We start from the raw sequence: 24,474 nt of genomic DNA, 5'->3' as shown, positions 1-24,474 counted from the left end.
CACCCCGCCCCTACGTTCCCGGGGCAGGACCCCACCGGAGGTGACCATGACCGCCACGCCCCACGCGACCCACCCGTTCGTCGAGGGAGAGCCCGCGGCCGCGCCCGGCGGTGCCACCGACGCCGATCCCGGCGACCGGCTGGCCCTGGTCGCCCGCGTGGTCGGCGTCGCCCGCACCGAGCTGTGCCAGCGGCACCACCTGTCGATCCGCGCCGTGGCCCGCCGGGCCGGCGTGGACCCCCGCGACGTCGCCCGGCACGTCGGCTCCGGTGACGAGCTGATCCGCCGGATCTTCTTCGAGATCGCCGTCGACGCCCACGAGGCGATGGCGGCCACCTCCCGTGTCCCCGCCGCCAGCAGCTGCCGGGACCGCCTGCTCGGCTACGCGCGGGGCTACCGGCACTGGGCCCTGTCGAACCCGGTCGAGTTCTCCCTCGTCCTGGGCCCGACGTCGCGCCCGCTCATGACCGAGACGGTCGCCGCCGAGGGGGTCGCCTGGTTCTACGGCCCGCTGCTCGACATCCTGCGGGACGGGCACGCCCGGGGACAGATCGACACCACGACCATCCCCGGTGGCCGGGCCCAGCCCGGCGTACGACCCGCGCTGCTCGCCGCCGCCCGGGACCTCGACCCGCGACTTGCCCTGACCTTCGCGAGCCTCAGCGCCGGCATGCACGGCTACCTGATGCTCGAGGCCTGCGGCCAGCTCGGCGCGGTCTTCGTCGACCTCGACCGGGCCTTCGACGCCCACGTGCGGGCGCTCATCGACGGCGCCGGCATCGCCTGAGGTCCCCCGGCGACGCGCCTAGGGTGGGCGGATGAAGCCCGCCGACCTTCTGCTCGACGCCTTCGGACGACTGCCCGACCTCGGCCACGGTGCCGCGTCCGGGCTCGACGAGGGCCAGCTCCTGCTGCGGCCCGCGCTGCCGGAGGGGCGCGGCCGGGGCAACCCGGTGGCGTGGCTGCTGTGGCACTCCGCCCGGGTGTGGGACGACCACGTCGCCGGGGTCGCGGCCGTCCTCGACCCCGACTCGCCCGCCGCCACCCAGGTGCACGTCACGGAGGGGTACGCCGACCGCCTCGCGCTGCCGCTCCCGGTGGACGACATCGGCTACGGGCACGACGACGAGGACGTCGCCGCCGTCCGCGCGCCCGGCGACCTGCTGCTGGAGTACCTCGACGCCGTCGCCGCCCGGACCGCCTCCTGGCTGCCGTCACTGGGCGCCGACGATCTGGACGCGGTGGTCGACGCCGGCTGGGACCCCCCGGTCACCGTCGGCACCCGCCTGGTCAGCGTCCTCGGCGACGTGACCCAGCACCTCGGCCAGGCGGCCTACGTCCGGGGGCTGCTGCTCGGCTGAGGTCCGCCCACCGGAGGTCGAGGTGCGACGAGCCCCGGCGGGGAGCCACGAGACCCGGCGACCGACCGGCGTACCCCTCACCGGATCTCGAGGCTCGGCCGCAGACGGCCTCACACCTCGATCACCGCGCATCGGTCGCCCTCAACGCCCGGGCCCGTCCACCGGAGGTCGAGGTGCGACGAGCCCCGGCGAGGAGCCACGAGACCCGGTGACCGACCGGCGTACCCCTCACCGGATCCCCGGGTAGTCCGTGACGTCCTGCACCTCAGGACGCCGCCGGGGGGTGCGAACCGTCACGGAGCACCCCGTCCACCGGGGTCGAGGTACGACGAGACCCGGCGAGGAGCCACGAGACCCGGTGACCGACCGACGTACCCCTCACCGGATCTCGAGGCTCGGCCGCAGACGGCCTCACACCTCGATCACCGGTATCAGGCTCGGCCGCAGACGGACTCACACCGGCATCACCGGGACGGGCTCAGCCGCAGAGGCCGAACTCCTCGGGCGAGGGGCCGGCGTCGCCGCCCCCGCCACCCGAGCCACCACCACCGTTACCGCCGCCACCGCCGGCGCCACCCGAGCCACCCGAGCCACCCGGCACGGGCGCCTCGGCGCTGATGGCGTCGCCGGAGTACTCCGGCCCGAGGGGCTGGTCGCGGCGGATCTCGCGCCACAGGCCCTCGGCCTCGGGGGCCCACTCGAGCAGGTTGGCGTCGAGGGGGTACTCGACGATCGGCACCGTCGTGAACTGGATGTCGCTGAGGCCGGTGCCGTCGAGCTGCAGGCCGAGGCCGACGAGGGTGCGGGTGCTGGCGAAGCCCGGGTCCGTGGTCAGCGAGCTCGTCGCCGCGTCGAGGAACCGGAAGAGCTTGTCGGGGCGGGCCAGGATGTCGCGGGACGACACCTTGTTGATCAGCGACGCGACGAACGCCTGCTGGCGCTTCATGCGACCGATGTCGGAGTTGGGCGACAGGACGTACCGCTCGCGGACGTAGTCGAGGGCCTGGTCGCGGTCCAGCGTCTGGGTGCCGGCGTCGAGGAAGATCTGCTTGTCCTCGTCCGCGACCTCCACCGGGACGCAGACCTCGACCCCGCCGACGGCCTCGACCATGTCGCCGAACCCGTCGAAGTCGACCACGACGTAGTGGTCGATGTAGATCCCGGTGAGCTGCTCCACGGTCTGCTGCACGCAGCCCGGACCGGCGACGGCGTACGCCGTGTTGAACAGCTGGTCCTCCTCGCCCGGGACGTCGTTGCCGTCGTCGTCGACGCAGTCGGGCCGGTCGATCACCGCGTCGCGGGGCAGGCTGACGCCGTACACGTCCTCGCGGTCCTCGGAGACGTGCAGCAGGATCGTGGTGTCCGCCCGGGCGCCCTCGCCGGTGAGGCCGTCGATGTCGTTGCCCTCGCCGTCACGGGCGTCCGAGCCGAGCACCAGGATGTTGAGGGGCCCGTCGGGGCCCTCGTAGCCGCGCTCGGGGCGGTTCGACAGCTGGTCGCGGACGTCGTTGCTGGTGATGTTGCCGTCCAGCTGGCGCAGCGCCAGGAACCCGCCGATCCCGACGACCAGGGCGAGCACGAGCACCGTGAGCCCGACCGCCTTCAGCACCCGGCGGCGTCGCGACCGGGGCACGGCGTCAGCGGCGGGGGGAGGTGAGTCCGTCCCGCCGGTCGTGCCGTCCTCGTCCTGACCGGTCATGGTCGGTCCTCCGCTCCCTGTCCCGTGAACCTACCGTCGGCAGGGGAACGACGAACGCCTAACCGTAGGTATTGCGAGGGGCCTCGACTGGTTCGACGGCGCTCGCGGCCATCGCCGAGGTGGGTCGCCCGCCGTCCAGCGGGTCCCACTCCCCCGTCACGCGGACCCACGAGTTCCGCTCCGGGGCGTCCTCGGCGGCGGGGCCCGTGACCATGATCCGGTTCGCGGACGCGTCCGCCGCGCAGCAGTTCATGTCCATCCGGGTGACGTACCAGTTGCCGTCCTCGTCGCCGCTGACGAAGCCGGTCACCACCACCTCGCGCCCGACGAGCGACCTCGCCTCGTCGAACTGCACGCGGACGACGAAGTCGACGACGTCGATCTCGAGCGGGCCGTCGGAGGCGGGCAGGGGCAGCTCCGCGCCCTCGGCCGCCGACGCCGGCAGCTCGTTGGCGGACCGCTCGGCGCTGTACGCCCCGAGCGCCGGCGGGCTGACGGTGAACACCACCAGCACCGGCGCGAGCAGCAGCCACGCGGAGCGGGAGACGTGCCCGTCCAGGTGCTCGTCCGCGGTCACGCCGTCCTCGTCCGCGGACCTCTCGTCGGCCCGCAGCACCCGCGCGAGCGCGACCGCCACGAGCAGGACGCCGCTGACGAGCAGCGGCCACCGCATCCAGGCGTTGACGTAGCGCAGGTACGCGTCGGTCAGCGTCAGCCGGACGAGCGTCGCGCCGACCAGGGTCAGGACGAGGGCCTGGGTGGTGCGGGTCATCGCGGTCCGCGACGGGGCGCTCACAGCAGCCATCCCCCGACACCGACGGCGCTGAGGGTGGCGACCACCACGACCAGCGGCACGAAGACGACCGCGAAGCCGCGGCCGAACGTGCCGACCTGCATCGAGGCGAGCTTGATGTCCATCGCGGGCCCCACGACCATGAAGACGAGCTTGGCGGTGTCGGAGAACGCCGTGAGGCTGGCCGCGACGAACGCGTCGGCCTCCGAGCACATCGCGACGACGAACGCGAAGACCGCCATCGCGACGATCCCGGCGACTGCCTGCCCGGCGACGGAGTCCAGGACCTCGCGCGGCACGAGCGTGTTGACGACGGCGGCGAGGGCGGCACCGAGGACGAGGAACCCCGCAGCGTGGAGGAAGTCGTGCTGCACCGAGCCCAGGAAGGTGCCACCGTGCTCGCGCCCGCCGCGGGGCAGCCGCATCGGGACCCGGCCACCGCGCCACAGCCAGAGCCAGCCGATCGCGACCGCCGTGAGCATCGAGGCGAGGAAGCGGGCGAGGACGAGCAGCGGCTGGTCGGGGAACGCGACGGCGGTCGCGACGAGGACGACCGGGTTGACCGCGGGTGCGGCGAGCATGAACGTCAGCGCCACCGCGGGGACGACGCCGCGGCGGATGAGGCTCGCCGAGACCGGCACCGACGCGCACTCGCAACCCGGCAGCGCGACGCCGGCGAGGCCCGCCGCCGGGACGCCCAGCGCAGACCGCTTCGGCACCACCCGCTCCAGCGCCCGGTCGGTGAGCACGTGGGAGATGACGGCGGCCAGCAGCACGCCGAGCACCAGGAACGGGACGGCCTGGACGACGATCGCGACGAACGTGGTCGCCCAGGTGGCGAGCGCCTCGTCGTCCAGGGCCGGCACCAGCCACCGCTGGGACACCAGCCCGGCGAGCACCAGCGCCAGCACGAGCTCGGTCTGCCCGAGGCGCGCGCCCCGGCGCACGGGGGCGTCGGTGGTCGTCACGCTCACCTCCTGGGGTCGTGGGTCGCAGTTGAGAACGACTCTCGGACGCAAAGGTAGCGCCCCGGACGCTGCGACCGGCCGACGCTCGGCCGACAGCCGGACGAGGACCGGCCGAGGACCGGCTCAGGTCTGCCAGGTCTCCAGGACGAGCCCGTGCGCGACCGCGCGCTCGGCGAGCAGCGCGGCGTGCTCGGGTGCGGTGAGCATCAGCAGGCCGCGCCCCGGCTCCTGGCCGAGGGCCGCGGCCAGGTCGGCGGGGTGCACCAGGCGGCACCCCGGGGGCGCCCCCTGACCGGTGAGCTCGCCGTAGGAGTCCGCGACCGCGACCGCACCGGTCTCGGGGTCGAGGCCCCAGAGGACGACGAAGTGCCCGGCGTCCCAGACCTGGTCGGTGAGGGGCCCGGTGGCCACGTTGCCGACGACCCCGATCGGGTACGGCGCCGCGGCCACCGCGGCGAGCAGCCCGGTGACGTCCCCGACGGACCACGGCCCCGGGGTCGTCCGTCGTACGGGCACGACCGCGACGGTGCCGCCGGTGGCGCGGATGATCCCGGCGGCCAGACCGGCGGCGTGGGTGCCGGCCTCGGCCTCGGTCGCCGCGACGGGCAGGTCACCGCCCCGCTCCTCGGCACGCCACGGCTGCGGGGGTACGCCGGGTGGCCGCGAGGTCGGGTCGTCGGTGGGCCACAGCTGGGTCCCGGCCGCCAGCGCCAGGTCGGCGAGAGCGGGGACGGCGTCGGCGGGCAGGACGGCGTGGAGCGCGGCCCGCGCCGCGAAGGGCCCGCAGAGCTGGTCGGGCTGCGGCAGCCCGGCGGACTGCACGGCGAGGACCTCGTCGGCCCCGGTGCAGCGCAGCAGCCGCGCCCACACGGACGCGGCCCCGGTGTCGTCGGGCGCGCTCAGTACAGCCACCTCAGCGACGCGACCACCTCGTCGACGGGGCGGGGGGCCGCCCACGCGGCGTCGGCGTCACGGCAGGCGACGAACGCCCCCAGCAGGTCGTCCCCGAGGACCTCGCGGACCAGCGCGCTGCCGAGCAGGTCCTCCCGGGCCTGGGCGGCGGTGCTGGCCAGGGGCGTGATGCCGGCGGCCTCGCGCTCCTCCTCCGACCACGTCCCGACGTCCTCGCCGATCGGCTCCGGGGGCGTCGCCTGGGACTCGACGCCGGCCAGGCCGGCCGCGAGCACGACGGCGAGCGAGAGGTACGGGTTGGCCGAGGCGTCGCTGGCCTTGAGCTCGACGTTGGTCGCGTCCGGCCCGAGCAGCGCGCTGGACGGCACGAGACGCAACGCCGCCTCGCGGTTCTCGACGCCCCAGAAGCCGAAGGCGCTGGCCCAGAAGCCGGGCCGGCGACGCAGCAGCGACCCCGTGCTGGGGGCGGTGACGGCCGTGATGCCGGGCAGCTCGGCGAGCAGGCCGGCGACGTACCCGAGCCCTGTCGGGGACAACCCGTGGGGGCCGTCGCCGGTGAGCGCGTTGCGGCCGTCCTCACCGGTGAGCGAGGTGTGGAGGTGCCACCCGTTGCCGGCCCCCGCCATGAGGGTGACCGGTGCGAAGCTGAGGCGGAGCCCGTGCTTGCGCGCCGCGTTGTGCGCGGTCTGGCGGGCCAGCACCTGGGCGTCGGCGGCACCGACGCCGGGCAGCGGCGAGAGGGCCATCTCGACCTGCGAGCCGCCGTACTCGGCGTGGAGCTGGCCGATGCGGACACCGTCCGCGGCGAGGTCGGCCAGCAGGCTGCGACAGAACTCGCCGACGTCGCGCACCGCGTTGGCCGAGTACGCCGGACCGCGCTGCGCAGGCCGCACCTCGCCGTCGCGGTCGAGCGGGTCGTCCTCGTGGGAGACGACCATCTCCATCTCGAAGCCGGCCACGAGCCCGAGGCCGGCGTCGGCGGCGCGGTCGAGCTGCCGCTCGAGGACCGCACGCTGGTCGTACGCCCACGGCTCGCCCTCGCCGGTGAGCTGGCGGCCGGGGACGAACGCGAACCCGGGCTGGCCCGCCGTCGCGGTGACCCCGAGCGGGCCGTCGACGACCGGCACCAGCCGGACGTCCCCGGACGGCGTCGCGAGGCCCTCGTGGGCGAAGGTGATGCCGTCGTGGGAGTCGAAGACCGCGAAGGCCGTGGTGTTGCCGACCCCGCGCCGGACGGCGGCCGGGAGCTCGGCGGTCGGCACGGTCCGCGAGCGGACGACGCCGTTGTTGTCGACCCAGCCGATGGTCACGCCGACCACGTCCCGCGAGGAGAGCCGGCGGGCCAGCTCCTCGGCGTCCACCGCGCGGTCGGGGTGCGCCCCTGCAGCTGTCATGGCCGCGACGCTACCGGACCTCGACGCCCCCGCGATCGACCTCGAGGGAGACCACCGAGAGCGGCAGCAGCCACTGGGTGAGCGGCCCGATGGCGAGGGCGTAGACGACCGTCCCCAGCCCGACGACGCCCCCGAGGACGAACCCGACCGCGACCACGGACACCTCGAGCGCCGTGCGGACGACGCCGACCGGCAGCCCGGTGCGGCGGTGCAGGCCCGTCATCAGGCCGTCGCGGGGCCCCGGCCCGAAGCGGGCGCCGATGTAGAGCGCCGTGGCGACGGCGTTGAGCACCACCCCGAGCACGAGCAGGACGACCCGCCAGACCATCGCCTCGGGCGCCGGCAGCACCAGCAGGGTGAGGTCGGCGACCGGCCCGATGATCGCGGTGTTGGCCAGCGTGCCGAGCCCCGGCGTCTCCCGCAGCGGGATCCAGGCGAGGAGCACGAGCAGGCTGACCAGCACGACCGCGGTGCCGATCGACATCGGCAGGTGCCGCGCGAGCCCCTGGTGCAGGACGTCCCACGAGGCGTTGCCGAGGGTGGCCCGGATGATCATCGCCAGGCTCGCGCCGTACAGGACGAGGCCGACGACGAGCTGCGACAGCCGCCGCCCGAGCCGGCCGGCGCGCAGCTGCGCGACCGGCCCGAGCTGGGTGACGGGCGGTCGACGGGTGGAGGCTCGTGCGGTCATGTGGACCAGGGTGGCCCCCCGGATCCTGGCGCTCAAGGTCCAATCGTGGTGAAGTGGCCTGCATGACTCGCACGGTCGCCGCTCCCCGGCTCGCCTCGCTCGTCGGGGACTTCCCCCGCGACCCGGCGTACGCCGGCCTGGCGGACGCCGTCCGCGCCCTCGTCGAGGAGGGCCGGGTCGCGGTCGGCGCCCGGCTGCCCAGCGAGCGCGACCTGGTCGCCGCCCTCGGCGTGAGCCGGACGACGGTCGCGCGGGCCTACGCCTCGCTGCGGGACTCGGGCCACGTCGCCTCCCGGCAGGGCTCCGGCAGCGTCGCGCAGCTGCCGCCCGGCCGCGGCCACCGCGGCGACCACCTGCTCGCCCCCGGGGTCGCGGACGACGACCTGCCGGACGACGTCCGCGACGTCGTCGACCTCACCTGCGCGGCGCCCGCCCCGGTGCCGGAGGTGCTCGAGGCCTACCGGCGCGGCGTCGAGGCGCTGCCGGCCCACCTGGGCGGCAGCGGCTACTACCCGTCGGGCACCGCCGTCCTGCGGGAGGCCGTGGCCGAGTCGTACGCCCGCCGCGGCCTGCCCACCGACCCCGGTCAGGTCGTCGTCGTCCCCGGTGCCCTCGCCGGCGTCGCGATCGCCGCCCGGGCCCTGCTCGGCACCGGCGACCGCGTGGTCACCGAGAGCCCGACCTACCCCAACGCCATCGCGACGCTCACACGGGCGGGCGGTCGCGTGCTCGGCAGCGACGTCCTGGACGACGGCAGCGACACCGACCCGCTGGCCACGACGCTGCGGCAGGTGCTGCCGCGGGTGGCCTACCTGATCCCCGACTTCCACAACCCCACCGGCGTGCTGCGCGACGACGCCGCGCGCGAGCGCGTCGCCGCGACCCTGCGTCGTACGGGCACCACGGCGGTCGTCGACGAGTCGATGGTCGCCCTGCCCCTGGAGGGGCAGGACATGCCGCTGCCCTTCGCCGCGCACGCCGGGGACGCGGTGAGCGTGGGCAGCGTCAGCAAGCCCTACTGGGGCGGCCTGCGGGTGGGGTGGCTGCGGGTGCCGGAGGGTCGGCTGGCGGCGGTGCTCGCCGAGCGGCTGGCGCTCGACCTCGGCACCCCGGTGCTGGAGCAGCTCGTCGCCGCTGACCTCCTGGCGGCGGGCGAGGAGGTGCTCACCGCGCGCCGGGCCCAGCTCCGGGCGTCGCGCGACGCGACCCTGGAGGCGCTCGCGACCCACCTGCCCTCGTGGTCCGTCACCCGCCCCGGCGGCGGGCTGTGCCTGTGGTGCCGCCTGCCCGGCCCGCTGTCCACGGCGCTCACGGTGCGCGCCCGCGAGCACGGCGTCCTGCTCGCCCCCGGCCCCGCCTTCGCCCCCGAGGGGGGCCTCGACCGCTTCGTGCGGCTGCCCTTCACCCAGCCGCCCGCGGTGATGACGGACGCCGTCGTACGCCTGGCCGCCGCGTGGGCCGAGACCCTCGCCAGCCCGGGCACCACCGCTGCCCTCGGCCGCCGCGCCCCCTCGCCGGTGATGGTGGCCTGAGGGCCTCGGCACCGGCGGGGGCCCGACCGCCGACCTACCCGTCGGTAACGGGGTGGGAGGTGGCGGACGCCACTACGGTGGGGCGATGTCGCTGGTGATCCCTGGGCCGCAGGCCGTCGTGTCGTTCGCGGAGCGGGTGAGGAACGCGGTGCTGGAGGTCCTCGACGCGGTCCCCCGGCTGAGCCGGCTCCTGGACGCCGTCGACCTGCTGCTCGCCGACGTCGGCGCGCTGCTGGAGCGCATCGAGGCCACCCGGGTGGCGGCGGACGGCGTCGTGGCGCGGGTGGACGAGACGCGGAGGAACGCCGACGTGCTGCTGGGCGGCACGGGCCCGACCCTGGACCGGCTCCAGGCGCTCCTCGACACCTTCCAGCCGTCGCTGGAGAAGCTGCAGCCCGTGCTGGAGCGGCTCGCGGACACCACGGACCCCAGCGAGGTCGACGCGATGGTGAAGCTGGTGGACCAGCTGCCGGTGCTCGTCGACGAGCTCGACAAGCAGGTGATCCCGATGCTCGAGAGCCTCGGCACCGTGGCGCCCGACCTCCACGACCTGCTCGGGGTGAGCAAGGAGCTGAACGAGATGCTGGCCAAGCTGCCCGGCATGAAGCGGGTCAAGCGTCGGGTCGACGTGGAGCAGGCGACCCGCGGGATCAGGTGACCCCGCGGGCTGCCCGGTACGACGGCTCGCTCAGCGGCGGCGCTTGCGGGCCAGCCCGCTGATCAGGCTCTTCGCGCCGCGGGCGATCTCGCCGTTCGCGCTGCCGCCGGCCGCGGGGCGACCCGCGCCCGCGGTCGGGGTCGTCCGGCCGCCTGCGGCCGGGCGTCGCGTCGCGCCGCCGGCGACCTTCCCGAGGATGTTGCGCAACATGGTGCCCTCCCTCTCCCGCACACGGTGTGCAGGGGAACCCTCCACGCTAGGGCTTGGAGGCCGGGGGCGGAAGAGCGACCCGGTATCGCACGAACGCGGGCACCAGCAGGGCCGCGGCCACGGTCCCGACGACGACGAGCAGGCCGCCGCCCGCGGCGGCGACGGCGGTGCCGACCACGGCCGCACTGGCGCCGTGGGCGACGTCCGCGACGCGGGGACCACCGGCCACGACGACGATGAACACGCCCTGCAACCGTCCGCGGACGGCGTCGTCCGCGGCGGTCAGCAGCATGGTGTTGCGGAAGACCGACGACACCATGTCCGCGGCACCGCCCACCACGAGGGCCGCCACGGCGAACGGCAGCAGCGGCAGCGCCGTCCCGCCCGCCAGGCCGACCGCGAGCCCGAACGCCGCCATCGCGGCGCCCCACACGCAGATGGCGACCACGACGGCGAGCCCCTGGCGCGCCACGCGTGAGACCCAGCCGGAGAACACCCCGCCGAGGACGGCGCCCGCAGGGATCGCCGCGAACAGCAGCGCGAACGCGATGCCGCCCTCGCCGGGTCCGCCGAACGAGGTGTCGGCGATCTCCGGGAAGAGCGCGCGCGGCATCCCGAAGACCATCGCGATGATGTCCACGACGAACGACATGAGCAGGATCGGCTGGGTCCGCAGGTAGGCGAAGCCCTCGATCACCGAGGACAGCCCCGGCACCGACGCGGCCCCCGAGGCCGGCAGCGCGGGGAGCGAGACCACCGCCGCCAGCGTGGCGAAGAGGGTCAGGGTGTCGGCCAGGTAGAGCCAGGAGAAGCCCAGCAGCGGGATCAGGGCACCCCCGACCAGGGGCCCGGCGATCGCGCCGCCCTGCATGACCGTGGTGTTGAGCGAGCTCGCCGCGGGGATCAGGTGGTCGGGCAGCAGCTTGGGGATGATCGCGCTGCGCGCCGGCTGGTTCACCGCGAAGAAGGCCTGCTGCACCGAGAAGAGCCCCAGCAGCAGCCAGACCTGCTCGAGCGCCAGCGCGGACTGCAGCCAGAACAGCCCCGAGGTGACGATCAGCCCGACGGTGGTGAGCAGGAGCAGGGTGCGCCGGTCCATCCAGTCCGCCAGCGCCCCGCCCCACAGCCCGAACACGACGAGGGGGACCAGGCCGAACACGCCGGTCAGCCCGACGTACGCCGAGGAGCCGGTCATCGCGTAGATCTGCGCGGGCACCGCGACGACGGTCAGCTGGGCGCCGACGACGGTGACGATGTTGGCGATCCAGAGCCGCCGGAACGCCGGGACGGCCAGCGGGCGGGTGTCGGCGAGGACGCCGCCCAGCCCCGACCTCAGTCGACCCCCCGGTCCTCCCCGCGCCACTGCCAGGACGCTACGCCTGGGGCGCGGGCGGTCTCACCACGCCCCGGCCAGGCGCACGGCGGACCGGGTGGCGAGCATCCCGGTGAGCACCATGACGGTCGAGCCGTCGGCGAGGTCGAGGCGGAGCCGGCCCCGCTGCAGGGGGCGAGGAGCCCGTCGCAGGCCCGTGACCTGGCCGCGCTCGGCGACCCAGAGCAGCTGCTCGCCCTGCTGGAACGGCAGGGCCAGCACGCGCTGGTCGGTCACGGCGAGCTCCACCCCGAGGACGTCGGCGTCGACGACGTCGCGCAGGCCCTCCGCCCAGCACCCCGGCCACCCGCGCAGCGAGGTGCCGCCCACCAGCCGGTCGAAGAACCGGTCGGCGCGGGGCCCACCGACCTGCAGGGCGTACGACGCCGCCTCCTCGCCCCAGGTCCCGGGCGGACGTCCGAGGTCCTCGTGCCCGGGGTGGTAGCGGACGGCCGCCGAGGCCAGGACCCGCTCGCCCGGGCGGCAGTGCCGCGCGAAGCGCGGGTCGGCGCCGCCGTCGGTGGTCACGACCGTCGGTCGCTGCGCACCCGCCACACGAAACCGCCCACGGCCGCCACCAGCAGGACCGCACCACCGCCCGCCAGCAGCGGCGTCGGGATCCCGCCGCCGTCGGTCGCCTCGGGGGCCGCGAGGTCCGCGTCCTCGCAGGAGGCCGCGTCCACGGGGTCGCCGCCGTCCGAGACCTCGAAGGCGTAGCGGCTCTGGACGAGGTGGCCGTCGACGGACATGACCCGCCAGTCGAGGGTGTACTCCCCGGCGTCGAGGGGGTCGGTGGCGACGCAGACGCCGTCACCGTCGTCGACGACCGACACCGCGCCGACGGCGACCGGGTCGCCGTCCGGGCCCTCGAGCGTGACCTGGTTGCCCTCGGCGCCGTCCTCGACGCCCTCGCCGAACAGCAGGTGGACCGTCTCGCTGCCGGCCGCGACGTCGTCCCCGGGGCCGGGCGAGGCCTCCTCGAGGTCGGAGTGCGCGGACGCGGGCGCCGCGACGGCGAGGACCAGGGTCCCCGCCGCCACGACGCCCGCGAGCCCGGCGAGCGGCCGGCTCAGAAGTCGGCGCACGCGAGGCGGTTGTCGGGCAGGTCGGTCGGGTGGACGACGATCGAGCGCGCGCCGTCACCGACCTCCGCCTCGTTGGTGGTGGTCGCGGTCGCGACGCCCTCGTCGTCGGCCTCCAGCCCGAGATGGACCTCGTTGGGCGGCGTCTCGGCGCCACCCTCCTCGAACTGGAAGTGCGGGCCGCCGTCGTCGGTGCCGCACGGCTGGGCGTGCAGGTGGGCCATGTAGGTCGTCCCGGCCTCGAGGCCGTCGAGCTCGACGGAGACCGTGGTCCCGCCCTGCTCGCCGCCCTGCGCGAGCCACGCCTGGCCCGTGACGCCCTCGGAGCCGGGTGGAGCGGAGTCGAGGACCTGGAAGTCCCCCTCCACCGCGCCGTCGAGGTCGTACGCCGGGGTGGCGTCGGGGTCGTTCATCGAGGTGACGTCCATCGACCCCATGTCCATCGAGCTCGAGGAGTCCCCCGCCGGGGCGTCGTCCGGCTCGAGGTTGCCCCCGTTCTCCTCCTGCCCGCACCCGGCGAGCAGCAGCGTCGCGGTCAGCAGTCCGGCCACCAGCGGCTCGGCACGGCGGTTCATCGGCTCTCCTCGGGGACGGCGTCGGTCTCCAGCTCCATCTGCGGAACCACGGTAGCCCGGCGCCGGGAGCGCAGACCGAGGACGACGTCGAGCACGAGGAACCCCAGGAGGCTGACCCCGAGCAGGGGCACGAACCACCCGGCCGCGAGGGCCACCACGCCCACCCCGGCGAGCGCGGCCGGGGAGGCCGCGCGCCAGGCGCCGCGGCGGGGGGCACGCCCCATGCGCACGCCGTCCCCTCGGGTGGGGCGACGCTGCCACCACATGCGGTAGCCGGTCACGGTCATCACGACGATGGCCGCGGCGAGCAGCAGCAGGGCCAGCTGGCTGACCAGGCCGAAGAGCACGCCCATGTGCAGGTCGATGCCCCAGCTCGCGAGCCTGGCCATGAGCGGCCAGTCGGCGAACCGGACGACGTCGGTGACCTCGCCGTCGGCGGGGTCGACGGCGGCGACGTCCGCGCGGGTGGGCCAGGTGCTGTCGATCTCGGAGACGACGTACGTGCCGGTCGCGCCGACGGGCTGGCTGATCTCGAGCGGCCCGGACAGGCCCTCGTCGGCGGCGGCGGCGACCGCCCCGTCGAAGCCGATCCCGGGGGCGTCGGGCACGGCCTCGGGCTCGGCGGTCTCGGAGTGGCCGCCGTGGCCCGAGTGGTCGCCGGTCCCGGCGCCGCCGTCGGCCGCGAGGTCGCTGGTCACCGCCGGGGTGCCCCAGCCGAGGGCGAGGCGCAGGTCGGTGACGTTCGCGCCGGCGTACGTCGACCAGGTCAGGCCGGTCACGGACAGCATGAGCATCCCGAGCAGCGCCCAGGTGCCGAGGGAGCCGTGCCACGACTGCGTACGCCGGCGCGCCGAGCGGGTCTCCTTCTTCCGCAGCGGACGGAGGCGCGAGCTGCGCCGCGGGCCGGTCCACCACAGGACGAGACCGGCGAGGGCGACGACGCCGAGCCAGGACGCGGCGAGCTCGGAGTAGAGGCGGCCTGGCTCGCCGAGGTGGAGGTTGCGGTGCATCTCGTCGATCCAGGTGCGGACCGGCAGCGAGCCGGACCCGCCGTACGACGTGAGCTCGCCGCGGACCTCCCCGGAGGCGGGGTCGACGAACACCGCGAGCGTGCGGGAGGCGTCGGTGCGGCCGTCGTCGAACATCACGCGGGTGGTCCCGCCGACTCCGCCCTCGTCGTCGGCGGCGGGGCGGACGGAGACGAGCGGCAGGTCGCCCACGACCGCGCGGGCGGCGGCGACCTGCTCGTCGAGCGGCAGCGCCGGACCGGACGCGGGCGCGCTCAGCTCCTCGGCGTGGACGACGCGCTCCAGCGGGGTGGCGACGGCGTACAGGCCGCCGGTGATCGCGGCGACGAGGATGAACGGCGCGACCAGGACGGCGGCGTAGAAGTGGAGCCGGACGATCAGGGGGCGCAGGGTCGAGCCGGGCCGGTCCGGTGGCGTGCCGGTGGTCGGGGTCTCGGGGGTGGACAGGGCCATGCGGGGGTTCCTTCCGGACGCGCAGGCACCCGGGGGCGCGCGCGGGGACGTCGGCCGACCGGCCGTACGTCGTCCGGTCAGGCGTGGATCAGGGCGAGGGCGCGCGGCGCCGGTGGCCCGCGGGGCCCGACGACCTCGGGGGCGTCGGTGGACAGCGGGACCGCTCCGCCGGTCTCGACGGCACGCGGCCGCGGACCCACCGCGGGGACGGCGGTCGGCGCCACGGGCAGCACCGGCAGGAGCCGCACGAGCACCGAGCGGGCGAACGCCCACCAGGACGACTCGAGGGCGCCGGCGACGACCGCGACCAGCACGGCCACCCCGGCGTGGGCCAGGAGCATGGCGGTCTCGCTCGGGGCGGACGCGCCGTGCATCGAGTGCCCGCCCGCCGGCGCCGGCCCGAAGACGTGGTGGAAGACGAGCTGGGCGCCGCCGGCGAGGCCGAGCAGTGCGAGGGGTCCGAGGCGACGCGCGGACGCGAGCGCGGCACCGAGGACGGCGGCAGCGGTGACGAGCAGCAGCACGGTCGCGGTGGGCGGCGTACCGCCCGCGAGGACGTGCGCGGCGGCGCCGCCGGGCCCGCACAGCAGGCCCGCGCTCAGGGCACGCTCGACCCGCAGGGGTGCGTCGGTGTCGTGCGTGCGGTGGCCCGAGCTCACCGCGCGATCGTAAGCCGGGTCGTCGGCGGGGGCGAGAGGGGACGCCGTCCGCCTCGACAGGTCAGGGCTTGAGCCGCCACGACCGGGCGAGGTCGAGCGCGCGCGAGCGGACGAACGGGTCGGCCTGGTTGTAGAGCCACGGCCGGCCGAACCAGAGGTAGCCGTCGACCGTCCGGGCCGCCGTACGACGCAGCGCGGGCGACAGGCCCCAGCGTGGGTTGTCGGGGTCCATGCTGGGCGGCGCGCCGAGCATCACGCACATGCGCTTGTCGGTCCGCGAGCGGCAGGTGCGGGCGTTGTCGCGCTGCGACTGGGGGTCGTAGCGACCGAACTCGAAGCCCTTGCCGTTGGAGCTGGTGCTGATGATCGCCTTCTTGCCGCCGATCCCCCGGCGGCGCAGCTCGTCGGCGATGTCGCCGGCGCGGGTGACCTCGAGGCGCAGCGGGGAGTAGTGGGTGCCGTTGAGGGAGAACCCGCGGGCGTACCGGACGCCGCTGCGGACGAGGTAGTTCACCGCGGCGTCGGCGCCGCCACGGCTCGGCGGCGGCCAGTCGTACGCGCCGGCGTCGATGTAGACGCTCGTGTTCGGGCGCGCGGAGAGGGTCTTCGCGGCGGCCGCCACCATCCGAGCGACGGCCTTGCCGCCCTGCGGCCCGCAGCGGGCGACGAGCAGGTCGGGCTGCAGCACGACGGCGGTGTGAGCGCTGCCGATGCCGCGACCGACGGCGGCGATCCAGCGGCGGTACGTCGCCCTCTCGCCCGCGTTCGGCGCGCGGCGGCAGACCTCCTCGCCCCACGGCTCCATCGCGAACAGCGCCATCTGCACGAGCGTGCGGGGGTTGCCGGCCTGGGAGATCCGCACGTAGTCGCGGACCTTGCCCTCGATCTCGTTCGCGGGCACCCAGTCGCCGAACCACTTGGCCTTCGGCCGCAGGGCGATCTCGGCGAGCAGCTTCTTCGTCGTCCCGCTCGCGTTCTCGTACGGCGGCCACGCCTGCTCCAGCGGGCCCTTGTAGACGCCCCACCGGCGCCCGGCGAGCGGGTTCGTCCTGTTGCTGGGGTGGGCCTTCACGACGGGGCTGTCGTACCGGCTGCCCGCCTGCGGGGTCGGCGCGTCGTCGGGGTCCGCACCGGCCGTGGCCCCGGCACCCGCGGTGAGCCCGGCGAGGAAGGTCAGCCCCGCGAGGAGGGTCGTCGTACGGCGGGCTGCGGGCAGGCGCATGGGTGCTCCGGGGGTGGGGGGGGCCGGGTGGCGGTGTCAGTGTGCGGTCTCGTGCGTGGCGGTGGGAGGGGTTCGCCTCAGGTTTCCCCGCCTGACCCGCGGAACCCCGACTGGGCTGACGGAACTTCGTCCGCCCAGTCGGGGTTTCACCAGCCGACCCGCGAAACCCGAGGCGGGTGAGGCCCCTGTGACGAAGGCCGGGACGCCTCAGGCGGGCGGCCGCAGCGGCCAGGACCTGACGAGCTGGTAGGCGCGGGTCCAGACGAACGGGTCGGCCTGGTTGTAGAGCCACGGGCGCCCGAACCAGACGTACCCGTCCACCACCCGCGCCGCCTGGGCGGCGGTGTCGGCGGGCAGGCCCCAAGCGGGCGCGTCGGGGTCCATGGACGGCGGGATCCCGAGGGTGACGCACATCTGCGGGTCGGTGGCCGACCGGCAGACCCGCGCGTTGTCGCGCTCGGTCTGCGGGTCGTAGGCGCCGAACACGAACGGCTTGCCGTTCGAGCTGGTGCTGATGACCGCCTTCTTGCCCTCGATCCCGCGCCGGCGCAGGTCGGCGTCGATCTCGGCGGCGCGCTGGACCTCGAGGCGGACGTCGGAGTAGTGGGTGCCGTTCATCGCGAACCCGCGGGCGGCGCGGACGCCGGACTTCACGAGGTAGTCGACGGCGGCCTTGGCGCCGCCCCGGCTCGGCGGGGGCCAGTCGTGGGCGCCGGCGTCGATGTAGACGCTGGTGTGGGGCTGGGCGGACAGGGTGCGCGTGGCCCAGGCGACGAGCCACGCGACGGCCTGACCGCCGTCCGGCGCGCAGCGGGCGACCAGCAGGTCGGGCTGCAGGACGACGGCGGCGTGCGCGTCGCCGATCCCGCGGGCGGCGCCCGCGATCCAGCTCTTGTACGACGCCTTCTCGGCCTCGGTGGGGAGCCGCTCGCAGACCTCCGAGCCCCACGGCCGCATCCGGAACAGCGCCATCTGCACCAGGGCGTCCGGGTCACCGGCCTGGGAGGACCGGACGTACTCCCTCACCATGCCTTCGATGTCGCGCTCCCCGATCCAGGAGCCGAACCACTTCGACTTGGGCCGCAGCGCGATCTCCGCGAGCAGGTTCTTCTTCCACGCGGCGTCGGCGTTGAGGTACGGCCGCCACGACTGCTCCATCGTGCCGGTGTAGACGCCCCACCGCCGGCCCGCGAGCGGGTTCGTCGGGTTCGCGGGGTCGGCCGCGACCACGGGGGTCTCGTAGCGGCCGGTCCCCGGTGCGGGGTCGGCGGCGGAGGGTGCGGAGGCGGCCCCGGCACCCGGGGCGTACGACGCGGCGAGCAGGGCGCCGACGCTCAGCGCGACGGCGACGCGGCCGGGGTGGCGGCGGAGGCGGGGACGGGGCAGGCGCACCTCGGCAGTGTGCGTCGGGCGTCCCGCGGCCGTGGCGAAACGCCGGAAGTCACAGCAGCGTGCGCCAGTAGTCCCAGAACTGCACCAGCGCGACGGTGACGAACGCGGCGTACCAGACCATGACGACGAGGTAGCGCCAGAACCAGAGCGTCTCGCCGGCCCGGCCGAGGGCGCCGTCGCGGCCGGCGACGTACGACGAGGTGGTCCACACGAACAGCGGGATCACCGCGGCCCACACGACCATGCACCAGGGGCAGAGCGCGCCGATCCGGAACGCCGACTGGAACGCCAGCCAGTGGATGAAGACCAGCCCGAGGCTCGTGCCGACGACCAGCCCGCCGTGCACCCACCGCGGCAGGGGCACCGCGAACGACAGGACGCCGACGGCGACGAGGGCCGAGAAGGCGACGACGCCGATCAGCGGGTTGGGGAAGCCGAGCAGCTCGGCCTGCCAGGTGTCCATCACCGACCCGCAGGACAGGATCGGGTTGAGGTCGCACGACAGCGGGGCGCTGGGGTCGGCGAGCAAGCGGTACTTCTCGACCGCCAGCGTGAAGGCGCCGGCCAGCCCGACGAGCCCGAGCGCCACGAGGGCCACCGACAGGCCCCGGGGCCACCCGGCCACGACCGGGCCGGTGTCGCCGAGGACGTCGTCCCGCTCGTGGTCCTGCTCGTCGTGCACGGTGGCGCTCACGGTGCTCAGCCCTGCGCCAGGGCCGCGTCGATGGCGGCGGTGGTCGCGGCGGGGCTGGCCTCGGGGAGGCGCTCACCGTCAACGAAGACCGTGGGGGTGGCGCTGTAGTCGCCGGCGGCCTGGTCGTCGACCGCGTCGGCCCAGTCCAGCCAGCGGCCCTCGTCGACGCAGCCGGTCACGTCGGCCTCGTCGGCACCGGCCGCGGTGGCGAGCCCGATCAGCTGGGTGTCGGACAGGCCGTCCTCGCCCTCGGGCGGTTGGCCGGCGTACACGCTGGCCTTGAAGTCGTTCCACACCTGGGGGTCCTCCTGCTCCAGCACGCAGCCGGCGGCGGCGATGGAGCGGCGGGAGAACTCGTTGGGCGACGTGCGGTCGATCGGCGACACGAGCCGGTAGCGCAGCCGCACCTGGTCCTGCTCGACGTACGTCGCGAGCGCACCGGCGGTCGACGACTCGAAGTTCGCGCAGGCGGGGCAGCCGAAGTCGGTGATCACCTCGACCTCGACCGGGGCGTCCTCGGACCCGGACACGACCGCGCCCTCGTCGTCGGTGCCGGGCGGGCCGTCGGCGGTGATGTCCGAGGAGCTCTCGCGCAGGGTGAAGAAGGCGACGAGGCCGCCGATCAGCGCGAGGATGCCGACCGCGGTGCCGACCTGGACGAGCACACGACGCCGACGGCGGGCGCGCTCGCGCTCCGCCTTCTGCTCGGCCAGGCGCTGACGTTCCGCCTGGCGGGCCTCACGACGTGCGGCCTGCTGCTCCTTCGAGCGCTGCTTCCCGCGACCCGGCTTCTGCTTCGCCATGCCGCGATCCTAGGAGGGCGCCCGAGGGGGCCTCGACCCTCGTCGGCGGTGCGAGGTCGTCGTCCAGCCGCAGGGCGGCCTCGATCCCGACCTCGAGCAGGTCCCGCAGGCGCGCGTCGGCGGCGTTGGACGCGTGCGCCACCGTGCCGTCGACCGCGCAGGAGACCATCGACGGCGCCGCGTGGCGGACGAAGGCCTTGTGGCTGATCCGGCGGTCGACCGAGAACGCGCGGGCCCACGACTCCGCGCGGGGCACGTCGGCGAGGACGGCGCGGAGCTCCTCGATGCCCGGGACGGGCTCCGACAGGGTGGCCGCGAGCTGCTCGCAGCGGATGAGGCCCGTGGCGACGGCGCGCTGGGTGGCCTCGGGGATCTCGCGCAGGGTGTGCGCGGCGACCGCGACCACGAACCCGACGGCCCACCGCACCTCGGCCTCGCTGCCGGACCGCAGCCCGCCGCCGACACCGACGACGGACGGGATCAGCGGCGCGAGCGCGGACCGCTCGGCGTCGGAGGTGTGGTCGTTGACCATGCGCGCCAGCTGCGCGAGCAGCGGGTGCGTGCACGAGGGGTGGTCGGACCACTTCTCCCCCGCCAGGTACGACGCCATCTCCATGAAGCACGCGCCCTTGCGCGGCGAACGGTGACGGCCGCGGGACAGGACCGGGACACCGTCGAACGTGAGCTCACGACTCATGCGATCACCTCTCGGCCAGTCTGTGCCCCAGATCACGTCGGGACAAGCACCAGTCTGGGGTAAAGACCGGCCGCCACCCCCGTTCCACGCCCCAGGGCCCCACCGGCCGTAGCCGCCGCCACCAGCCCGGGGATCGAGGTGCGAGGCCGGCCACGGCCGAGCCAGGAGATCCCGCAACCGGTCGACGTGGCCCTCACCGGGTCTCGTGGCTCCTCGCCAGGGCTCGGAGCACCTCGACCTCCGCGGAGATCGAGGTGCGAGGCCGGCCACGGCCGAGCCACGAGATCCCGAGAGACGACCCGAGGCCCCTCACCGGGTCTCGTGGCTCCTCGCCAGGGCTCGGAGCACCTCGACCTCCGCGGAGATCGAGGCGCGAGGCCGGCCACGGCCGAGCCACGAGATCCCGAGAGACGACCCGAGGCCTCTCACCGGGTCTCGTGGCTCACTCCGTTCGCACCTCGACCACCGGTCAGGCCCGTCGCACCTCGACCACCGGTCGAGCCGTCAGTGGTCGGCGCAGCAGCGGATCTGGTCGCGGACCTCGAAGGGGCGGGGGCCGGTGGGGCCGGCCTGCACGAGCAGCTCGCAGCGACCCGCCCGCCAGGTGGGGCGGACGAAGTTGCCGAGGTCGAGCTCGGTGTCCTCCTCGACCCGGGTGCCGGCCAGCCCGACGACGGCGTCGACCTCGCTGGCGGCGACCACCTGCGCCGCGGTACGACGCCCCGTGACGGCGTCGGAGCCACGGAAGACCAGGAGCCGGCCGGCGGCGCGGGCGGTGTGCGCCCGCGCCACGGCCGGGGCGTCGACCACCTGCGCGCCGGGCAGCCGACCGAGGCGGTCGGCCACCGGCGCGTCGGTGGCCAGCAGGACCCGCCGTCCCTCGTCGGTGGCCACCACGTGGGTGGCCACCGTGGCCCCGAGGCCCTCGACGAGGTGCAGCGCGGCGTGGTCGGCGGCGGCCAGGTCGGTCCACCCGCCGGCGACGACCGTCACGGCACCCCTCACCCTGCGCTCACCGGGTCGGCACCACCCAGACCGGGTTCGTGTAGAACCACAGGTCCGTCCACGGGTCGGCGTCACCGGCCGGGTCGATGCGCGGACCCTGGGCGTCGACGTCGGCGCCGTAGTAGCCCTCCTGGGAGACGTTGCCGTCGGTGCCGCGCAGGCGGACGTAGAACGGGTCCTCCACGCGGCCCAGGTCGCGGGTGAGCTCGAAACGCTGGGTGCGTCCCGAGGTGTCCCACCGGCTCACCACGCGGGTGTCGGGCGCGGTGAAGAGGTCGCGGTCCGCCCGCGCCGGGCGCGGGTCGACGGCGCCGCGGACGAGGTCCACGCGGTTGAGCGACGGCGTGAACTGCGCCCAGTTCGGTCGCTGCGCGGGGGTGATCCGGACGACCATCTCGACCGGGGTCCCCCGCTTCACCTGCAGGGTCCCGCCGAGCGTGACGCCCTGACCCCTCCGGCCCTTCGGCCGGACCAGCACCTCGACCTGGTCGACCAGCTGGCCGTGGTCCACCCACACCGCACCCGCTCGGATGCCCTGCATGACCGCGGCGTACCCGCGCTTCGCGGCACCGACGTGGGTGCGGGAGTAGAAGCCGGGCCAGAAGTCGCCGGCGCCGAGGTTGATCTGCCCGGCGTACACCGGGTCGCCGTACCTGCCGTCGCGGTTGAACTGCTCCGCGCTCGACCCGTCGGGGCGACGCGAGGTGTCGCTCCAGTTGACGTGGGAGTCGGAGTTGGCGCTGATCGTCCACGGCTTGCCCTCGGCGAGGAGGCTGTCCCACAACCCGCCGACCGTCGCGGTGAACCAGTCGAACCCGCCCCACGTCCGGTACGACTCGGCCGGGTAGTCGGGGAACGAGTTGGGGTTCGGGCTGTTGCCGTAGTACCCGCGGTTGGACGCCGGGCCGTAGCCCTCGGGGAGCCCGGCGGCCTGGTGGCCCGGGGCGCCCTCGAACCCGACGGCGACACGGGGGTCGGCGTCGCGCCAGGCGCGGATCTCGTGGGGCGAGTCGATGCCGTTGCGGGCCGGGTGGTTCGCGAGGAACAGCGCCTCGGCCACGCGCTTGCGGTCCATCTGCTGGCCCAGCCACTGCACGCCGGCGACGGCGAGCCGCTCGTTCGCGGGGCTGGACGACGAGGCGTTGTTGACGCTGCCGTCGTAGTCGTTCTCGAACTGCTTGAGGACGGCCACCTCGTTGCGGCCGGGGGTGACGAAGACGGTGCCGTGCTCGGCGGACGGGATGTTCCACTCCAGGCCCTGGAAGATCAGGGTGTCCGGGAGCTTCGAGCGGGCGTCGCGGACGTCGGGGTTCACGAGGTCGACGCCGATGCGGGCGTGGGTGGCGCCGCCGTGGTCGGTGATGACGAGCCAGTCGAGGCCGTACGCCGCACCGTGCTGTGCCTGGTCGAGCACCGTGTACTGCGCGTCGGAGCTGTACTGCGTGTGGATGTGGTGGTCCCCGGCCAGCCACCCGGTCGCACCGGGGCGCTGCGGCGGCGCGTCGGTGGGACGACCCCCGCTGGGCTCGGCCATGGCGGGCGTGACGCCGAGCATCCCGGCCGCGCCGGCCGCGGCGGCGGCCCCGCCCGCGACGCCGGCGGCGCGCAGCAGGTTGCGGCGGCTCAGCTCGGCGGGCGTCAGGTCGCCGTCGGTGACGGGGGCGAGGGCCGCGAGCGTGGTCGCGTCGGGCTCGGCGTGCGGGTGCTCGTGCGGGTGGTCGTGGGTGTGCGGGTGGGGGTGGCCGTGGTCGTGGCCGGGCTGGTTGCTCACACCGTCCAATAGGTGGGGTGGACGCCGACCAGGCCGCGTCCGCCGGGCGCCGTCCGGGTGGCGCCCGGGTGAACGTCAGGCGTCCGCGGGCGGGGTGAGGTCCACCATCCAGCGGACGCCGTACCGGTCGACCAGCTCGCCGAACTCGTCGCCCCACATCTGCTTCTCCAGGGCGACGGTGACCTCGCCGCCCTGGCTCAGGGCGGCGAAGTGGTCCCGCAACGCGACGTCGTCACCGGACAGGCAGACCGTGCCGTTGCCGGGCGGCTCGCCCATCCCGGCGGGCACGTCTGAGGCCATCAGCACGTGGCCCGAGGCGGCGGTGAGCTGGCCGTGCATCACCTTGTCGGCGTCGTCCCCGGCGTCGGGCATGAACTCGCCGAAGCGGGTCACGTCGAGCTCGCCGCCGAGCACGGAGCGGTAGAAGTCGAGGGCCTCGGCAGCGTTGCCGGCGAAGCTCAGGTACGGGTTCATCTGCATCGTCATGCCGGCTCCGACCCGCGGTGCGCCGGAAAGTCATCGGTGTGGCACCGGTGTGGAGAGCGCCCGGGGTGGGAAGAACCCGACCATGACCCTCGTCGTGCTCGTCCTCGTCGTCGCGGTCCTCGCCGTGATCACCCTCGTCGCCGTGCTCGTCTCCAGCGGCGGCAAGAAGTCCCGCGGTCGCGGCGGCTACTACGACGGTGGCGCGTCCACCGGCTGGTACGGAGGCGACAGCGGCCACCACCACCACGACAGCGGCTCCGGCGGCGGCTGGTTCGGCGGTGGTGACGGCGGTGGTGACAGCGGCGGTGGCGGTGGGGACGGCGGCGGTGGTGGCGGGGGAGGCGACTGACGTGTCCTCGACCCAGATGCTCGTCGGCGCGATCGTGGTGCTGGTCGTGGTGCTCGCCGTGTACGTCGTCTGGGCGCGGAGTCCCGCGATGAGTGACCCGGCGCCCCGCGGTCGGCCCGCCGGGTCTCGACGACGCGCGCTCGCTGCGCTCGCGTGCTGCTCGACCACCTGAGGGGCGCGCTCGCTGCGCTCGCGTGCTGCTCGACCACCTGAGTGGCCGGTCTCAGTCCTTCATCGCACCCCAGCCGTGCCACCGCTCGACGGTGGCCCAGGCGCTGACGCGGGGGCTCTCGCGGTTCGGGTACTCCTGCCCGCGGTAGTGCTGCGCGAGGCGGTCGATGTCGGTGAGGTCCGGGTCGTCGACGACCTCGTCGATGCGGGCGATCAGGCTGACGTGGGTGTACCAGTCGGCCTCGTCGAGCATCGTCAGCGCGATCCGGGGGTCGCGGCGGACGTGCTTCACCCGCACGCGCGAGAGGTCCATGTTGAGCAGGACCTTGTCGGCGCCGTCGACGACCTCGTGGAGGTACCAGGTGGCCACGGACACCGGGGTGCCGTCCTTGCGCAGCGTCGTCATCGTGCACGGGTTGGGCTTGGCCAGGAACGCGCGGACGTCGTCGGGCAGCGGGGCTTCGGGCACGGGGGCCTCCGTGGGTGTCGGATCGGGC

The 24,474-nt window shown here is 75.1% G+C and carries 28 protein-coding genes; 6 read left to right on the top strand and 22 right to left on the bottom strand.

Translation table 11 applies throughout. The features are described 5' to 3' along the window. The first annotated feature begins 46 nt into the window (after positions 1 to 46). On the top strand, positions 47 to 787 hold the full coding sequence (locus Q0858_RS09865) for a TetR-like C-terminal domain-containing protein (protein WP_299053396.1): 741 nt from the start codon (positions 47 to 49) through the stop codon (positions 785 to 787). Positions 788 to 818: 31 nt separating this feature from the next. Next, positions 819 to 1,361: a DinB family protein gene (locus Q0858_RS09860; protein ID WP_299053393.1), complete on the top strand. Its 543-nt coding sequence runs from the start codon at positions 819 to 821 to the stop codon at positions 1,359 to 1,361. 478 nt (positions 1,362 to 1,839) lie between these two features. Here the strand turns inward: Q0858_RS09860 and Q0858_RS09855 are convergent, their stop codons facing one another. The 6 genes from Q0858_RS09855 to Q0858_RS09830 all read right to left on the bottom strand — a co-directional run bounded on the left by Q0858_RS09855 (position 1,840) and on the right by Q0858_RS09830 (position 7,818). Beyond that, a complete protein-coding gene (locus Q0858_RS09855) occupies positions 1,840 to 3,060 on the bottom strand; it encodes an LCP family protein (RefSeq protein WP_299053390.1) in 1,221 nt (406 codons plus the stop codon). 58 nt (positions 3,061 to 3,118) lie between these two features. Continuing rightward, positions 3,119 to 3,856, bottom strand: a complete 738-nt coding sequence (locus tag Q0858_RS09850; RefSeq protein WP_299053387.1) for a TIGR03943 family protein — start codon at positions 3,854 to 3,856, stop codon at positions 3,119 to 3,121. Then, the gene (locus tag Q0858_RS09845; protein WP_299053384.1) at positions 3,853 to 4,821 is read right to left on the bottom strand and encodes a permease; all 969 of its coding nucleotides are present in this window, start codon (positions 4,819 to 4,821) and stop codon (positions 3,853 to 3,855) included. The genes Q0858_RS09850 and Q0858_RS09845 overlap by 4 nt, the downstream gene beginning before the upstream one ends. Positions 4,822 to 4,944: 123 nt before the next feature. Beyond that, entirely contained in the window at positions 4,945 to 5,733 is a 789-nt protein-coding gene (locus tag Q0858_RS09840) for a hypothetical protein (RefSeq protein WP_299053381.1), read from the bottom strand. Next, positions 5,721 to 7,127, bottom strand: coding sequence for a glutamine synthetase family protein (locus Q0858_RS09835; RefSeq protein WP_299053378.1), 1,407 nt, complete (start codon positions 7,125 to 7,127; stop codon positions 5,721 to 5,723). Before Q0858_RS09835 ends, Q0858_RS09840 begins: the two co-directional genes overlap by 13 nt. Before the next feature lie 10 nt (positions 7,128 to 7,137). Further along, complete coding sequence (locus tag Q0858_RS09830) at positions 7,138 to 7,818, bottom strand: hypothetical protein (protein WP_299053376.1); 681 nt, start codon at positions 7,816 to 7,818, stop codon at positions 7,138 to 7,140. 62 nt (positions 7,819 to 7,880) lie between these two features. Between Q0858_RS09830 and Q0858_RS09825 the strand changes: the two genes are divergently transcribed. Together Q0858_RS09825 and Q0858_RS09820 are read left to right on the top strand one after the other, a co-directional pair. After that, positions 7,881 to 9,350 carry a PLP-dependent aminotransferase family protein gene (locus Q0858_RS09825; protein ID WP_299053372.1) on the top strand — a complete coding sequence of 490 codons (1,470 nt, stop codon included), beginning with the start codon at positions 7,881 to 7,883 and terminating at the stop codon, positions 9,348 to 9,350. A gap of 85 nt (positions 9,351 to 9,435) precedes the next feature. Beyond that, positions 9,436 to 10,008 carry a hypothetical protein gene (locus tag Q0858_RS09820; RefSeq protein WP_299053370.1) on the top strand — a complete coding sequence of 191 codons (573 nt, stop codon included), beginning with the start codon at positions 9,436 to 9,438 and terminating at the stop codon, positions 10,006 to 10,008. Positions 10,009 to 10,038: 30 nt separating this feature from the next. Here the strand turns inward: Q0858_RS09820 and Q0858_RS09815 are convergent, their stop codons facing one another. The 15 genes from Q0858_RS09815 to Q0858_RS09745 all read right to left on the bottom strand — a co-directional run bounded on the left by Q0858_RS09815 (position 10,039) and on the right by Q0858_RS09745 (position 23,457). Beyond that, positions 10,039 to 10,218, bottom strand: a complete 180-nt coding sequence (locus tag Q0858_RS09815; protein ID WP_299053368.1) for a hypothetical protein — start codon at positions 10,216 to 10,218, stop codon at positions 10,039 to 10,041. Between the two features lie 46 nt (positions 10,219 to 10,264). Continuing rightward, positions 10,265 to 11,581 carry an MFS transporter gene (locus tag Q0858_RS09810; protein ID WP_299053366.1) on the bottom strand — a complete coding sequence of 439 codons (1,317 nt, stop codon included), beginning with the start codon at positions 11,579 to 11,581 and terminating at the stop codon, positions 10,265 to 10,267. A 33-nt stretch (positions 11,582 to 11,614) separates the two neighbouring features. Beyond that, positions 11,615 to 12,118, bottom strand: a complete 504-nt coding sequence (locus Q0858_RS09805; protein ID WP_299053363.1) for a hypothetical protein — start codon at positions 12,116 to 12,118, stop codon at positions 11,615 to 11,617. Continuing rightward, positions 12,115 to 12,675 (bottom strand): copper resistance protein CopC, encoded by a 561-nt coding sequence (locus Q0858_RS09800; RefSeq protein WP_299053361.1) that lies wholly within the window; start codon positions 12,673 to 12,675, stop codon positions 12,115 to 12,117. The genes Q0858_RS09805 and Q0858_RS09800 overlap by 4 nt, the downstream gene beginning before the upstream one ends. Further along, on the bottom strand, positions 12,660 to 13,247 hold the full coding sequence (locus Q0858_RS09795) for a CHRD domain-containing protein (RefSeq protein WP_299053359.1): 588 nt from the start codon (positions 13,245 to 13,247) through the stop codon (positions 12,660 to 12,662). The genes Q0858_RS09800 and Q0858_RS09795 overlap by 16 nt, the downstream gene beginning before the upstream one ends. Continuing rightward, positions 13,244 to 14,728, bottom strand: a complete 1,485-nt coding sequence (locus Q0858_RS09790; protein ID WP_299053356.1) for a PepSY domain-containing protein — start codon at positions 14,726 to 14,728, stop codon at positions 13,244 to 13,246. The genes Q0858_RS09795 and Q0858_RS09790 overlap by 4 nt, the downstream gene beginning before the upstream one ends. Positions 14,729 to 14,805: 77 nt before the next feature. Then, the gene (locus Q0858_RS09785; protein WP_299053353.1) at positions 14,806 to 15,387 is read right to left on the bottom strand and encodes a hypothetical protein; all 582 of its coding nucleotides are present in this window, start codon (positions 15,385 to 15,387) and stop codon (positions 14,806 to 14,808) included. 61 nt (positions 15,388 to 15,448) lie between these two features. Then, positions 15,449 to 16,609, bottom strand: a complete 1,161-nt coding sequence (locus tag Q0858_RS09780; protein ID WP_299053350.1) for a glycoside hydrolase family 6 protein — start codon at positions 16,607 to 16,609, stop codon at positions 15,449 to 15,451. Positions 16,610 to 16,816: 207 nt separating this feature from the next. Next, positions 16,817 to 18,001 (bottom strand): glycoside hydrolase family 6 protein, encoded by a 1,185-nt coding sequence (locus tag Q0858_RS09775; RefSeq protein ID WP_299053347.1) that lies wholly within the window; start codon positions 17,999 to 18,001, stop codon positions 16,817 to 16,819. 49 nt (positions 18,002 to 18,050) lie between these two features. After that, positions 18,051 to 18,695, bottom strand: a complete 645-nt coding sequence (locus Q0858_RS09770) for a vitamin K epoxide reductase family protein (protein ID WP_299053345.1) — start codon at positions 18,693 to 18,695, stop codon at positions 18,051 to 18,053. A 5-nt stretch (positions 18,696 to 18,700) separates the two neighbouring features. Next, a complete protein-coding gene (locus tag Q0858_RS09765; RefSeq protein WP_299053342.1) occupies positions 18,701 to 19,498 on the bottom strand; it encodes a thioredoxin domain-containing protein in 798 nt (265 codons plus the stop codon). After that, entirely contained in the window at positions 19,434 to 20,195 is a 762-nt protein-coding gene (locus tag Q0858_RS09760; protein WP_299053339.1) for a hypothetical protein, read from the bottom strand. The genes Q0858_RS09765 and Q0858_RS09760 overlap by 65 nt, the downstream gene beginning before the upstream one ends. A gap of 504 nt (positions 20,196 to 20,699) precedes the next feature. Further along, positions 20,700 to 21,188 (bottom strand): hypothetical protein, encoded by a 489-nt coding sequence (locus Q0858_RS09755; protein WP_299053336.1) that lies wholly within the window; start codon positions 21,186 to 21,188, stop codon positions 20,700 to 20,702. Between the two features lie 19 nt (positions 21,189 to 21,207). Further along, on the bottom strand, positions 21,208 to 22,971 hold the full coding sequence (locus Q0858_RS09750; RefSeq protein ID WP_299053333.1) for a histidinol-phosphatase: 1,764 nt from the start codon (positions 22,969 to 22,971) through the stop codon (positions 21,208 to 21,210). 75 nt (positions 22,972 to 23,046) lie between these two features. Then, positions 23,047 to 23,457, bottom strand: a complete 411-nt coding sequence (locus Q0858_RS09745; protein ID WP_299053331.1) for a VOC family protein — start codon at positions 23,455 to 23,457, stop codon at positions 23,047 to 23,049. Positions 23,458 to 23,539: 82 nt separating this feature from the next. On the opposite strand from Q0858_RS09745, the gene Q0858_RS09740 reads away from it, so the two are divergent. Together Q0858_RS09740 and Q0858_RS09735 are read left to right on the top strand one after the other, a co-directional pair. Further along, complete coding sequence (locus Q0858_RS09740) at positions 23,540 to 23,806, top strand: hypothetical protein (protein WP_299053328.1); 267 nt, start codon at positions 23,540 to 23,542, stop codon at positions 23,804 to 23,806. Between the two features lies 1 nt (position 23,807). Then, complete coding sequence (locus tag Q0858_RS09735) at positions 23,808 to 23,978, top strand: hypothetical protein (protein ID WP_299053325.1); 171 nt, start codon at positions 23,808 to 23,810, stop codon at positions 23,976 to 23,978. A 51-nt stretch (positions 23,979 to 24,029) separates the two neighbouring features. On the opposite strand, the gene Q0858_RS09730 is transcribed toward Q0858_RS09735, so the two are convergent. Beyond that, entirely contained in the window at positions 24,030 to 24,446 is a 417-nt protein-coding gene (locus tag Q0858_RS09730) for a PPOX class F420-dependent oxidoreductase (protein ID WP_299053322.1), read from the bottom strand. Between the last annotated feature and the right edge of the window lie 28 nt (positions 24,447 to 24,474).

Origin of the sequence: uncultured Nocardioides sp., from assembly GCF_947489365.1 — a bacterium.
Taxonomy (GTDB): domain Bacteria; phylum Actinomycetota; class Actinomycetes; order Propionibacteriales; family Nocardioidaceae; genus Nocardioides.
Note: the sequence above shows the minus strand (reverse complement) of the source record. Positions and strands in the feature narration are given on the sequence as shown.